Source organism: Enterococcus sp. B2E4, assembly GCF_030499455.1.
Lineage (GTDB): Bacteria > Bacillota > Bacilli > Lactobacillales > Enterococcaceae > Enterococcus_D > Enterococcus_D casseliflavus.
The window spans coordinates 139688-153064 of the sequence record NZ_JAUKPK010000012.1 but is presented as its reverse complement, the minus strand read 5'-3'; the positions used below and the strand labels follow the sequence as shown (position 1 = coordinate 153064).

Here is a 13377-nt window from a genome sequence, read left to right as displayed (position 1 = left end):
ATCATTTAACAGGAATTCTTGAAAAAGAGAGTAGAATAGAGGGGATTTCATGGCTATTTCTGGCGATTTGCCTGAAACATACTACCGAATCCTTCCTTACAACAATAGTTGCTGTGCATTCTAATATCTTCTAAACAATGTCAAACCAGAAATTATAAGCATCTGTAAATAATTAAAGGAGGAGCAAAAACTTCCCGGTTATTGCCCTCCCTCATTTCTCAAGAAAATTTGTTAATAGAAGATTTTCTATCTATCATTCTTATTAGAAGAAACCAAAGTGCTTTTTCGCTTCAATGTATACTATATGATTCTATACATACACCAGCATTATAAACACCCTAAAAAAACCTAAGTCATTTTCTCATACACCAAAGTTGTGATAGAAGAATTGGATTAACGCTACAGTAGCTGAAAAAACAAGTAACAATATAGAACGATTAATTAATAGGACATTTGACTTAGGTGTGTAATATCCATTATCTAACGCTACTTTCAATAAGTTTGTAGGATGATTGTCTAAATATTCTTTCCAAAACAATTCAATTTCGTTCTTCGAATATACTTTTTTTACATATAAAATAGCTATAATATCCGCTATAAGAGTTAACTGAAAAAAAATAAAAAGGACACTTAACCAGTACACCATTGATAAGAATGGCGTAAAAAAATATAGGAGTATGAATATGAGTTGAAAAAAATACGCTAGGTGACGCAAGAAAAAACCAGTTTTAGGATTTTCTTTAAAAAAATAATTGGTTTGTTTTTTTAACAATCCTTCAGCCTCTTTTAAAGACATTGAGCCAAACTCATTTGCAATTTTTTGGTAAATTTGTTTATTTCCTTTTTCATTTTGTCTAATTAGTACACCACAAGCAATGAGTAACACCCAATAACATACTATATAAATAATCATTATATTATATTCCTCACTCACCTAATCTAATAATTTAAAATTCAAAATCATCCTTGTTACTCTTTTCGAATCGATTCAGCTCTCTTATTAATTATTAGCTTATATATTCACTATATTGATACCAGATTCAATGTTGTTAGTTAATGGAAAAACTAAGGTTGATTTACTGTGACTCTGAGAATTATTACTTCTATTATTATTTTGATTAATATAAAGTGACAACGTTAGTTCATCATCATTTCCATCGAGTAAATATGATACTTCATCATAGTTGTTCAATTCATTTTTCAGTTCTACAATTAATTGTTTATCAGCAATTGAGACTTTGTTTATATTCGATCTATCAATTAGTTCTTGTTTATTATCTGTAATAACTTCTGTAAAATAATGAACTGGAAGGTAGCTAACTTCTTTTTTTGGAATCTGATTATCAACAAAGTTGAGACCATTATTACACTGACAAAAATAATTTTTGATAGTTCTTTTTCATTATTAAACCCCTCAAGTAATTAATTATCTTGATTATATAAAAAAAACATGTCTTAGTCTAGATAACAGTTTGAAGATGTAATAAAACAATACTGTAAACGATTACTGATATAGAAGGGAAATACATTATTAGGTAAATTTTATAAAGTAGTTGCATCATCTTCATAAAAAAAACACTGCACTATTAGCAATGCTCTAAGAATACATGGATTAATAAATTTTTTAATTTACCTTATCTCTCACTAAAACAAATCGATTAGTACCATCAATTTTTCGATACTCTCGGTCACAAGTTTTGCATAGATAATGTCCATTTGAGTAAAAAGAATTTCCTTTCCTTACCGTAATTTTTTCTAGATCACCACAATCGCATTCTATCCAATCAGGTGGCCAATACCATCGTTGATTATACGGTGTAACAGGTACTTTCCCTTGGTCACCGTAACATTTCCGCTCAAAAACCATATGAATCATCCCTTCGTGATAAAACACTATAACGTGTATATATTTATTATATAGTGTTTTTCAGAATAGACTTTTCTTGTTATAAATTTGTCTCTATAAGGGCCACTGGAACATTAGTTTTTGGCAATCAGTAAAATAAGTTATAAAATCTTATTATAACAATGTTTTATAGTTTCAAAAAGTCATTGTCAAAATGATTCTAATTAATCATTCCCAAAAACTACCGCTATTTTCTGTACGGATGTTCCAGTGCCCCCTTAAACGAGGGATCAAAAAAGGATCAAAAACTATTAAGTTTCTGACACCTTTTTTATCCTGAAATACATCTTATTTGGTAACTAATAACGGGAAGTATAAATACATCAACTTTTTAAAACGGTTCAGAGAAAATATTGTTGGCGCACTTTAAACATAAGATAGATGCATTTTGATTCTCTAAAGCCTTGAGGGATTTTTCTTGAGCGCTATTGATTTTGGGAGGAAATTGCCATTTAGTCCAACATGTTTCATAAGTACTTATTTCTTTCTTACATCTGTTACAATAAAATTTTTTTGACTTTACATCGTACATGTTAAAGCTCCTTTAATCTGTATTTGGACATTGGTTAACCATCTTTTTTGTAATTCTAAAAGATAGGTATATCCATATAAGCAAAAACAATAAACAAACTAAGAACAAGCAGAAAAAGAGAATGTAATTTGATAATTTAAATATTTCATTTATCATAGAAGTTTTCAATAAGTTTTGAACTAACATGAATATAACAATCAGTATCAGAAAAACGATTGAGCTTCCGTTTATTCCAGCTAAATAAACCGCTGGTATTAAAAGGGAAGTGTATATTACACTAATAGCTATTGATAATCCTATAACACTTAAGTATACCAAAATTGAGTATTGGTTGTAAAAAAGTAAAAATATAGAATCTACAATCAAATTGAATAGTGAAATAGTTGCTAGAACAACTCCCATAACAGTATATCTTGATAGGACTATATCCGTATGTCTAATAGGCAAAGTAGTAGAAAAATAGTACCAATCGTCTTTATGATCATCTGTGAATAATGGTAGTACAATCGATACAGAAAAAAATATACTAATAATATTAGCTATTATAAGCCCAGTTTCTTTAAATATCAAAACAGCAGTAAAGTATATGATCAAAAAAGAGATAACATACATTATTTTAATCTTATTCCTTAAGGAATAAACACAGCACATCCAGTTTCCTTTGAAAAATCTGATATATAAGATAGTAATGTATCTCTAAATACGGGATCCAATCCATTAGTTGCCTCATCCAGCAACAACAATTTGGGCTTTCGAAAAAAAGCATAGGCAAAATTTAATTTCACTTTCATACCATGTGAATAATCGTTAATTTTTTTATCTTTTGGTAAGTCGAATTCCTTTATGTATGAAAAAAATAGCTCCTTGTTCCAGTTGTTAAAAACTTTGCTAAAAATAGAGTTTATATCAATAGCTGTAAATGATGCGTTGAAATGATTTTTGTCTAGAATAATGGCCATTTCTGATTTGTCTGTTTTTGTGTGCTGATCGCCCCAAAAAGATATTTCTCCATTGGACGGCTCTAAATTTTTAAATATTACGTTAAATAAAGTTGTTTTCCCTGCACCATTTTCACCTATCAAACCAACAATATCCCCACTGTAGAGTTTAAAACTTATGTTGTTGAGACTAAAGTCGCTCCTCTCAAAATTAACATCTGTTACTTTCAAAATTTCCTGCATAGTAATTCTCCTTATTTAAATCATTAAAAATAGCGGTGATATATGCTTCTACCAATGCACCTAGAAAAATAGCGATAATTCCTAATAATAAAATTAATTTTGTATTTTTGACGTTTGCCACATGATATTCAATACTTTTCAAACCAATAAGTGCACCCAAGAAAAAACCAAAAAACTCGATCCCTCCATGAAGTAGAACGGATACTGCACCCATTTGTAACATAATAATTAGCGGCGTATTAATGCCTAGAAGATAAGCATTAGATATTATTACAACATAGGTAACATACTTATTTAGAACACATCCGCTACATAATATAAAAAAAAATGAAATTATTGAAAAAAACTTTTGTGAAAAAGTAAAAATCATTTTCGCCCATTACTACTTCTGGCCGATCTAAGTTTATGAACATCAAACTAATAATAACAATAATAAAGTAAGTTAAAAAAAATAACACATTAATTTTGCATTTCTTTCTTGTAATCTTGGAACATCAGAAAAGTAACCCCTCTTAGTTAGAAAAAAAGTAAAGAATAAGCAAATCCAGGATATACCATATAGAAATAATAAGTGTAAAATCTTTTTTACTTCCTTCTATTTTTTTGTAAACAGATATGCGAGTATGATTATACTGATAATTTCAAAAGGATTGACCTTGGTTATTAGAATATTTACTAAGTGATTATCCGACTTAATCAAACTATTCAATCCTATATAAGACTCTTTACTAACTCCAAAAATGGCGCCCAGAAAAGTGTTCCTTATTTAGAAATAAATCATCCATTGTTGTTCCTCCTCTAATTGGTTTTGACCATTCCTTCAGTAATTATTCAAACGTTAATTTTGCAATCTCAAAATCAAAATACGTTCCAGATACCCAGTCAACATGACCGCTATCTGTAAAAGTTTTGCGGATCACATCCTCTTCATCTTATAGTGCATGTATGGCATCAAGGATTGCCTTTGCTTCGTTCTTCTTAAAAATACCTAACTCTTCTTTTCTTTGCGTAAATTGCAGATTCTCAACCGTCGCAGCGTTACTTAAAAAGCCCATCAGGATAGAAAAAATCCCCTTTTTTCACATAAACTTGTTTTACTAACTCACCGCAATCACATTTTGTCCAGCTAGGCAGCCAGTATAAGCGCCGATTGTAGGGCGTTATTGGTATTTTCCATTGTTCATTCAGTTTCTTCATGCACATGAAAGATATTTTAAGTACCCGATAGATTAATAATACCGAGAAAATGTGTTATTAAATTATGGAACAATGGTAGTACTTAGAAATTTTTAAGAAAGAAAAGCGATCTTTTTTGCCCTCCACCTTCCAGCTGCTCCCCACCACTTAGGAGGGCAAAAAAATAGACGTGCAATAGCACGTCTGTAGCGTCAATGATTGATATCTCACCGAAATCTTGCTATAATTACTGTGTAAAGAGGAGTTGCGTGAACAACTCCCCTACAGCACCGTTTAAGACGGTGGCAAGTTTTATATTATTTTAGTAATCAGTCAACTCGCCAAAGTTTAGTGACTGGTTACTTTTTTTTGTCGTTTTTTGCTGCAGTTAGGATGCCAAAGATAATCGTTGCGATTAAAGAACCGAAACTAATCATTAGCCCTAATGCTTCAGCTACAGACAAAAGGCTTCTCCTTTCTAAAGAGTGAACACTTACTTTCATAAGCACCACCACCTTTCAAAAGATAGCCACCGTCACAAACTTTACTGTCCTACTATTATACCAAAAACCCACGCTAAAAACCGATATTTATCAAGGCTTCCAGCGTTTTTTCATGCGATAAGAACGGTCTAAGTAAAGGAATTTTTTTCTCGTTTCATCGTTTAAAGGAACCATCCATTTGTTTTTTCCACGTTGAAAGATCCCTTTTATTTCAGCAGCTCAAGAACACATACCGACACCATTTTTCTCTGACCTTACCTCAAGAAACCCCCATTCCTCACCCTTCATCCTCCCAAGACAGCTCATCCAAGATCCTAATCAACTTCTGGACCTCTTGATTCAACATCGCACTCTTTAAGTAGGCATATTGAATATAAAAGATCTCCTTATCTTCAGGGACCAGTGGTATTTTCACTAAGCCTTCCATTTCTTGAAACACGGGAAATTCCGTCATCAGGGTAATGCCTATATTGGAACTGACCAGTTGGCCAATCGTCTGGACGTCTGAAAAATAAAAGGGGACTTCTGGCTTCTTCTTTGATTTCTCACTTAAATTCTGAAAGGCGCGCATATGGGTATAGCCTTTTTCCAATAGGATAAAGGGATATTCAGCAGCTTCTTCGAATGAGATTTCCTTTTTTTCTGCCAATGGATTTTCTTTTGACACAAAGATAAAAAACTCTTGCTGGTGCAGCAACTTCACCTGCAGATTCGGGTGGACGAGGGGATTGACACTGCCCAACAAGCTGAAATCGATTTTTCCTGATAATAGTTTTGAAAGCAATTCATTGGATCCCCCAGATACCAAGTGAAATTTCGAAATAAAGCGGATGATCTCTTTTTCATCTAAGAGTTTTGAAAAGACTTTGGAACGAATGATTGGCGGCAAACCGATGTGGGTCCGATTGTTTTTAGCATGGTCGATGGCTCGGTCCAAGGTCACAAATTCATCTAAGATATATTGCGCATGAGCCTTCAAAATTTCCCCCTCTGTCGTCAATGAGATGGAGCGATGAGAGGCTTCTCGAGCGATCAAATCACAGCCATAATGCTCTTCCAAGCGTTTGATAGCGTAGCTGACGGTTGGTTGACTGACAGCAAATTTATGCGCCACTTGCGTAAAAGAAAGCATCTCTGCCAAAGCGTTAAAGTATTCTAAATCTCGTATGTTCATCGTCTGATTTCTCCCTTAGCCGATTCAAGCTCGCATCGGTTTTGTTATAAATAATTTTTATTATACCACCGATAGTTGACTATAATTCTGTCCGAGGATTAAAGTAGCTAATGGAAATGAACGAGTACTCAAAATACACCTATTGGAGGAACATAATGAAAGCACATGACATTTTAAATAACCCATTTTTAAACAAAGGAACCGCGTTTACGCAAGAAGAACGAAAAGAACTAGGGTTGATCGGTTTATTGCCCCCTCACGTACAAACGATCGAAGAACAAGCAGAACAAGCCTATTTACAATATGTCACCAAAGAATCCGACATTGAAAAACGTCACTTTTTAATGGAGATCTTTAATACCAATCGGACATTGTTCTACTATTTGTTCAACCAACATATCGTTGAATTCAATCCGATCGTCTACGATCCAACGATTGCTGACACCATTGAAAATTACAGCCGCCTATTCGTTGATCCTCAATATGCAGCATACTTAGATATCAATCATCCAGAAAACATCGAAGAAACGTTGAAAAATGCCGCTGGCGATCGGGACATTCGCTTGATCGTAGCCACTGACGCTGAAGGGATTCTTGGGATTGGTGACTGGGGTGTCCAAGGTGTCGATATTTCTGTCGGTAAATTGATGATTTATACAGCAGCTGCTGGGATCGACCCTGCTTCTGTTTTACCAATCGTGATCGATGCTGGGACCAACCGTAAAGAATTGTTAGAGGATCATTTGTATCTAGGCAATCGGCAAGAACGTGTCTACGGTGATGCCTATTACCAATTCATCGATCAATTTGTTCAAACGGCAGAATCATTGTTCCCTAAACTTTACTTGCATTGGGAAGACTTTGGCCGTTCAAATGCTGCAACGATTTTGGACAAATACAAACAATCGATTCCAACTTTCAATGATGATATCCAAGGAACGGGAATCGTTGTACTGGGCGGTATCTTCGGCGCATTAGATATTACAGGTGAAAAATTAACGGATCAAGTCTACTTATGTTATGGCGGTGGTTCCGCTGGTGCCGGGATTGCCAGCCGTGTCCATGCCGAAATGGTCAGCGAAGGTCTTTCAGAAGAAGAAGCCTACAATCATTTCTTTATGGTTGACAAACAAGGGCTTTTGTTCGATGATATGTCCGATTTGACTCCTGCACAAAAACCATTTGCCAAAAAACGGGCTGACTTTGCCAATGCTGGCGATATGACGCAATTGATCAATGTCATTAAAGTCGCAAAACCAACGATTTTGGTCGGTACTTCAACCAATGCCGGTGCCTTTACCAAAGAAGTTGTGGAAGCGATGTGTGAAAACACTGCTCGTCCAGTGATTTTCCCTATCTCGAATCCAACCAAAAAATTAGAAGCAACGGCTGAACAAGTAATCGAATGGTCTGATGGAAAAGCCTTTGTGGCAACCGGTGTCCCTTCAGGAACGATCCAATACAAAGGGGTCGACTACCAAATCGGTCAAGCAAACAACGCCTTGATCTATCCTGGTCTAGGGTTAGGTATGTTGGCTTCAGAAGCCTCTCTCTTGACCGATGAAATGATTGGTGCCGCTGCTCACTCATTAAGTGGTTTGGTTGACTTGAGCCAACCCGGTGCACCAGTTCTTCCACCATTTGAATACGTTGCGGACGTTTCTATCAAAGTGGCTGAAGCAGTTGCCAATAAAGCCAAAGAACAAGGGTTAGCCCAAGCGCAAGAAACCGATATGGCAAAAGCTGTCCAAAATCTCAAATGGTATCCAACATACTAGGAAGGTCTGAAAAATGAATAAATTAAAAACGATGACGATTTCGGGAATTAGTCTTCCCTTGTATCTCTTTTTCATGGTTGTCATATTCAGTGCGATTGCCTTAGACAAGTTGCCATTAAATATGGTTGGGATCACCATTTTACTGGTTGCCTTAGGACACCTGCTGTATTTCATTGGGGAAAAACTCCCGATCATGAATTCTTATCTTGGCGGCGGGTCAGTTTTTACCCTGCTTGGTGCCACCCTTTTAGCCTCCTTCCATCTCGTACCCACGAAAGTCATTGACGCGGTCAGTGACTTCATGGGGGGCGGTTTTGGCTTTCTTGATTTCTATATTGCCGCTTTGATTTGCGGCTCGATTTTAGGGATGAACCGTAATTTGTTGGTGAAAGCTTCTACGAAATTCATTCCCGTTGCTTTGATCACTATGGTAGTAGGCTTTTTCTCCGTCGGCCTTGTCGGTATGCTGCTAGGCAATGGCTTTGCTGATTCGGTGATGTATGTCTCTCTACCAATGATGTCTGGCGGGATGGGTGCGGGAATCACCCCACTTTCACAAATTTATGCTGATGGCTTGGCAAACGGCAATCAAGCTGCCATCTTTTCTCAATTAGCGCCAGCAGTTACTTTCGGGAATATTCTTGCCATTATTGGTGCTTTATTTATCGCTAAGGCCTTTGCTAAAACCAAATACAATGGCCATGGTACACTGATCAATGCCACGAAAGAAGAATTAGAAAAACCAAAAATAACGCTTGATGCCCAACAAATCGGGGTCGGGATGCTCTTTTCCTTCTCACTGTTGGTCGTTGGTGCGATTTTAAGCGACTTTTTCCCTAAAATTCACGAGTATGCCTTTATGATCGTGATTGTCTTTATTCTAAAAGCCTTGAACATTGTCCCTAAGAAACTCGAAGATTCTGTGGTGATGTTCAACAATGTTGTGATGACGAATTTGACCCACGCGGTCTTGGCGGGGATTGGTTTGGCATTGATCGATCTGTCAACATTGGCCTCTGCCTTTACTTGGCAATTTGTCGTGCTTTGCCTAACCAGTGTCGTATCTATGGGGGCTGCCAGCTGGTTCTTCGGGATGGTATTGGGGATGTACCCCGTTGAAACCGCAATTGGCGCCGGTATGATCAACAACTCCATGGGGGGAACAGGCAATATCGCTGTATTGTCTGCCTCTGATAGAATGGAAATGATTGCTTTTGCCCAAATGGCCAACCGTTTATGTGGTGCGATCGTGCTGATTTTAGGTGGGATCTTGATCCGTTTCTTCTATTCTTGATCAAGAACAAAAAACAGGTGCTGCTACGCATGATGCATAGCAGCACCTGTTTTTGCATTCCTCAAACGAATTCGTCCAATTGGTTGCACGAATCAAACAAAGGTTCAATCATTTCCTCATAAAAGAGTCAAAAAGAGCAGTGCCACCGCACTGCTCTTGCGTTACTGATTCATTCAAGGGTTACAGCTTCTGAAACAAGGTTGGTGCTTGATCAGGAGACCAAGTGGTGTCCCCGTAATTTGAGTGGGTGTTAATCACGACATAATTGCTGCCTTTATGGCTCACGATTTCACCGCTTGTATACACTTCTGGTGCAGAGAAAGTACCTAGTTTCCACACACGGTATTCTGACTCCCCGCCTCCAGGTGTTTCCGTTTCTTCTTTGGCATTGGTTTTCACGCTCAGCTGGTTACTGAAAGCGGATTGTTCGCCCGTTTTGCTGATTGCTTTGATTTGGTAATTGTAGGTTGTATACGCTGCTAGATTCGTGTCTTCATAGGTTGTTCCTGTGGCCGTAGCAATTTTGACGCCATTGCGGTAAACATCATATCCAGCGATCCCATTTGTATGAGTCGATGCTTGCCACATTAAGGAAACGCTGCTGTCTGTCACGCTCATTTGATGCAGGTTGCCTGGTGTCGAAGGGGTTTCGACTTGATTGTCTGCTGAGGTAGTCACTTTCACTGCAGCACTTTTTTCTGAAACTAACGCCGTAAAGCCGACAGCTTCTACTTGATAGCTATAGGTTGTGTTGGCTTTTAATTGCGTGTCGGTAAAGGTTGGCTCAGTAGTCGTTGCCACTAAGGCACCATCGCGATACACGTTGTATTCTTTCGCATCGGTTTGACCGTTCCATGCTAAAGCCACCGTGCTGCTAGTCACTCGTTCTGAGCGGACATTTGCCGGTGCTGCTGGTTTTTCAGGAATGACTGTTGAACCAGAAACGTTAACGTCGATCACGTTATAAAAGGCATTTGGCGTATCGGCAACATCCCAGACCGCTAAAATGACATGGTAACCGAGACGATTTTCTGGAATGGTAATGGTATGGCTTGGGCTATTGCTGGCAGCCGATCCATCGTGATTCACAGTAGCGATCAATTCCAAGCTATCTCTTGAAAGTGGCGCGTTTTGATCCCATCCTGGTTTCGTGATATAGTAATGCCATTTTGTGGTCTTGTGAGGCGCTGTATAATGCCAGTTGACCCGCAATGGTCCTTGATTGATGTCTTGTTTGGTCCAACGATTGGTTCCTTGTTCATCAAGAACAAAGTCCCCGATTTGTCCGAGTCCACCATCTGCTGAAGCGATGCGACCATCTACTGGTCCTGCTTCTGGAAAGCCTTTTTTAGTTTCCAATGATTGTGGGTTTGAAATGACATTGCCATATTTCTCAAACGCAGCGCTCCACCCTAACGTATTGCGATCCAAAGACCCTTGATAGCCCCGACTGACCGGTGATTCCACATAACCATGAGCAAATACTTGTTTCCCCGTGAAGAACAAGGTCCCTCCAAGTAAGATTGCCACCCCGACCGACCATTTTACCAATGCGTTTTTCATAATCTGCCTCCTAAAATTTTTTATCATCGAATAAACCAATCCTATCCGTTTATTCCTTGATTCCGATTCATTGAAAAGCAAACCCTACATTTATAAATAGTTTATTTATATATGTATGATAAACGAATTAATCATTATAAGATTATAATGACTAGTTTTTCGTCCTTTCAGTTAGAAATACAAAAAAACTTGAAACGATTCTCCTCCTAATCGCTTAAGAGGATTCGTTCCAAGTTTATTTCTTTATAGACGATCTTTTTTAGGAAAAAACAGCCGCTTATTTCCCGTTTTCTTTCACATAATCAGAGGATTGCGCGCCTGCTTGGCGACCAAAGACCATAATGTCGGCTACAGCATTGCCGCCGATTCGATTTTGTCCGTGGATACCGCCGGTCACTTCACCTGCTGCATACAAGCCAGTAATTGGTGTGCCATCTTCTTTCAACACTTGGGTCTTCGTATTGATCTTGACGCCGCCCATTGTATGGTGGATCCCAGGTGCAATTTGAATCGCATAGAATGGTCCTTCCGTCAAATCATAGTCCATCGCCGTTTCACGACCGAAATCTTTGTCGGCTTTGTCTGCCACTGCTTGGTTCCATGTATCTAAAGTTTTCTTCAAGGTTGCTGGATCGACATCGATTTTTTCAGCTAAGGCTTCGATGGTGTCGGCTTCTACCACTACACCTTGTTCTTTGTAGTAATCGACTTGTTTGGCTCTACCTGCTAACGCATTGTCAAAAATCAAGTAGGCATAGCTTTCTGGCAGATCCGTAATAGCAGCTGAAACATTGTCGCGGGTTTCTAATTCATTGTAGAAACGTTCCCCTTGTTGGTTCACCAAAATGGCGCCTTCTCCACGAACGGTTTCACTGATCAACATACCTGTATCTTGAACCACTGTTGGATGGACTTGGATTTGATCCATATCAACCGTTGCGCCGCCTAATTCTTCGATCATCTTGATGCCATCGCCTGTACTTCCTTCAGAAGTCGTGCTGACATAGCCTTTCAGATCTGGACGATATTTTTCGATCAGTTCTTTGTTGGAGCCAAAACCACCAGTAGTAACAACCACTGCATCACCAGCGATTTCTTTTTCTTCGCCATTGATTTTCACGTTGACGCCAGTGACTTTGCCGTCTGTTTCATTGATTTTTGTCACATCAGCATTTACAAATAAAGGAATTTCTTGCTCATGAATGTTTCTCAACAAACCATCCACCAAGTACGTACCGACTGCTGAACCGTCGTGAGGACGATGGATCCGTTTTACACTGGCACCGCCGCTATAGCTGATATTGTCTAAAGTGATCCCCATTGAATCCAACCAATCAATCGCTGAAGCAGAGTTGTCTACTAAATAATGCAGCAGATCTTGATCGTTGGTTCCTTTACCACCTTTTAGGGTATCTTCAAAAAATAGTTCATTGGAATCTTCAATGCCTTGGGCTTCTTGGAACTTGGTTTCTGATGCGTTCATTCCGCCAGAAGATTTCAAGGTATTTCCGCCTGCGATCGGCATTTTTTCTAAAATGACTGGATTCATTCCAGCATCTTTAGCCGACAAGGCTGCTGCCATCCCTGCACCGCCAGCACCAACGATGACGATATCATATTGATCTTTTAACTCTGCTGGATCGGTATACTCTTGTTGGGAAGCACCTGAAGTGACTTCACTTTCTGAAGAAGAGCTTGCCGCACTGCTGCTGGCTTTTGTTCCGCCATCGGCGCCACATGCACTAAGCAACAATAATGAGGCTGCCCCAATCACCCATTTTGACCATCCACTTTTTTTCATTTGTTTCCCTCCGTTTTTCTTGCTCTTTTCTCCTCACTGATCCCCGTCATATACGATAAGAAAAGCAGCATTTTTCTTGCGAACTCTGCCAACTTGTTACTTTATTAACAATGATAAACATCTTGCGATCGGACTATTTTTCTATTCGATAGCGACAAAAACATTGTTTAAGCAACATTTTAACAGCGTTCTATTTTATTTAACCATTGTAACAAAAAAAGAAACTAAGTGTCCCGTAATAATTTGTGTTTATTTTAACTATTGATTCTCATTGTTTTCTAATTTTGCCGAAAAAAGATAATATATTTTTCTCGCTACTTTCTGCTATTGAAAGCTATCACAAAAGACACGCTCATAGAAGGATCGTTAAGCTTACGGTCAAAAAGATATGGCCGCGATTGTTCTTTCTCTGTTCTTTTCCCTTTGCTCTGCGTCTTCTTTTGTATAATAAAAGAAAAAGCAGAAATGG

The 13377-nt window shown here is 38.1% G+C and carries 10 protein-coding genes; 2 read left to right on the top strand and 8 right to left on the bottom strand.

Going from position 1 to position 13377, the window contains the following annotated elements; all coding sequences use genetic code 11:
- Window positions 1-361: 361 nt before the first annotated feature.
- From Q1X33_RS09925 to Q1X33_RS09895, 6 genes are all read right to left on the bottom strand, one after another.
- Window positions 362-913 carry a hypothetical protein gene (locus Q1X33_RS09925; RefSeq protein WP_005231945.1) on the bottom strand — a complete coding sequence of 184 codons (552 nt, stop codon included), beginning with the start codon at window positions 911-913 and terminating at the stop codon, window positions 362-364.
- 1537 nt (window positions 914-2450) lie between these two features.
- The gene (locus Q1X33_RS09915; protein ID WP_231435919.1) at window positions 2451-3050 is read right to left on the bottom strand and encodes an ABC-2 transporter permease; all 600 of its coding nucleotides are present in this window, start codon (window positions 3048-3050) and stop codon (window positions 2451-2453) included.
- A 17-nt stretch (window positions 3051-3067) separates the two neighbouring features.
- Window positions 3068-3619, bottom strand: coding sequence for an ATP-binding cassette domain-containing protein (locus Q1X33_RS09910; RefSeq protein ID WP_005230521.1), 552 nt, complete (start codon window positions 3617-3619; stop codon window positions 3068-3070).
- Window positions 3588-3989, bottom strand: a complete 402-nt coding sequence (locus tag Q1X33_RS09905) for a hypothetical protein (RefSeq protein ID WP_005230519.1) — start codon at window positions 3987-3989, stop codon at window positions 3588-3590. The genes Q1X33_RS09910 and Q1X33_RS09905 overlap by 32 nt, the downstream gene beginning before the upstream one ends.
- Window positions 3990-5154: 1165 nt before the next feature.
- On the bottom strand, window positions 5155-5298 hold the full coding sequence (locus tag Q1X33_RS09900) for a putative holin-like toxin (RefSeq protein WP_015510573.1): 144 nt from the start codon (window positions 5296-5298) through the stop codon (window positions 5155-5157).
- Between the two features lie 277 nt (window positions 5299-5575).
- On the bottom strand, window positions 5576-6472 hold the full coding sequence (locus tag Q1X33_RS09895; protein ID WP_005230517.1) for a LysR family transcriptional regulator: 897 nt from the start codon (window positions 6470-6472) through the stop codon (window positions 5576-5578).
- A gap of 116 nt (window positions 6473-6588) precedes the next feature.
- Between Q1X33_RS09895 and Q1X33_RS09890 the strand changes: the two genes are divergently transcribed.
- Both Q1X33_RS09890 and Q1X33_RS09885 read left to right on the top strand, forming a co-directional pair.
- Window positions 6589-8250, top strand: a complete 1662-nt coding sequence (locus tag Q1X33_RS09890; RefSeq protein ID WP_276527804.1) for a malolactic enzyme — start codon at window positions 6589-6591, stop codon at window positions 8248-8250.
- Between the two features lie 13 nt (window positions 8251-8263).
- Window positions 8264-9544 (top strand): 2-hydroxycarboxylate transporter family protein, encoded by a 1281-nt coding sequence (locus Q1X33_RS09885; protein ID WP_005230514.1) that lies wholly within the window; start codon window positions 8264-8266, stop codon window positions 9542-9544.
- A gap of 180 nt (window positions 9545-9724) precedes the next feature.
- Here Q1X33_RS09885 and Q1X33_RS09880 read toward each other — a convergent pair whose 3' ends face one another.
- Window positions 9725-11107 carry a lytic polysaccharide monooxygenase gene (locus Q1X33_RS09880; RefSeq protein ID WP_301969657.1) on the bottom strand — a complete coding sequence of 461 codons (1383 nt, stop codon included), beginning with the start codon at window positions 11105-11107 and terminating at the stop codon, window positions 9725-9727.
- A gap of 277 nt (window positions 11108-11384) precedes the next feature.
- A complete protein-coding gene (locus tag Q1X33_RS09875) occupies window positions 11385-12908 on the bottom strand; it encodes a flavocytochrome c (protein ID WP_015510577.1) in 1524 nt (507 codons plus the stop codon).
- Between the last annotated feature and the right edge of the window lie 469 nt (window positions 12909-13377).

Excerpts from the sequence above, each read along its gene's own strand:
- Q1X33_RS09890 (WP_276527804.1), top strand. The coding sequence starts at position 6,589 with ATGAACGAGTACTCAAAATACACCTATTGGAGGAACATAATGAAAGCA.
- Q1X33_RS09900 (WP_015510573.1), bottom strand. The coding sequence starts at position 5,298 with ATGAAAGTAAGTGTTCACTCTTTAGAAAGGAGAAGCCTTTTGTCTGTA.
- Q1X33_RS09880 (WP_301969657.1), bottom strand. The coding sequence starts at position 11,107 with ATGAAAAACGCATTGGTAAAATGGTCGGTCGGGGTGGCAATCTTACTT.
- Q1X33_RS09885 (WP_005230514.1), top strand. The coding sequence starts at position 8,264 with ATGAATAAATTAAAAACGATGACGATTTCGGGAATTAGTCTTCCCTTG.
- Q1X33_RS09875 (WP_015510577.1), bottom strand. The coding sequence starts at position 12,908 with ATGAAAAAAAGTGGATGGTCAAAATGGGTGATTGGGGCAGCCTCATTA.
- Q1X33_RS09915 (WP_231435919.1), bottom strand. The coding sequence starts at position 3,050 with ATGTATGTTATCTCTTTTTTGATCATATACTTTACTGCTGTTTTGATA.
- Q1X33_RS09905 (WP_005230519.1), bottom strand. The coding sequence starts at position 3,989 with ATGATTTTTACTTTTTCACAAAAGTTTTTTTCAATAATTTCATTTTTT.
- Q1X33_RS09910 (WP_005230521.1), bottom strand. The coding sequence starts at position 3,619 with ATGCAGGAAATTTTGAAAGTAACAGATGTTAATTTTGAGAGGAGCGAC.
- Q1X33_RS09925 (WP_005231945.1), bottom strand. The coding sequence starts at position 913 with ATGATTATTTATATAGTATGTTATTGGGTGTTACTCATTGCTTGTGGT.
- Q1X33_RS09895 (WP_005230517.1), bottom strand. The coding sequence starts at position 6,472 with ATGAACATACGAGATTTAGAATACTTTAACGCTTTGGCAGAGATGCTT.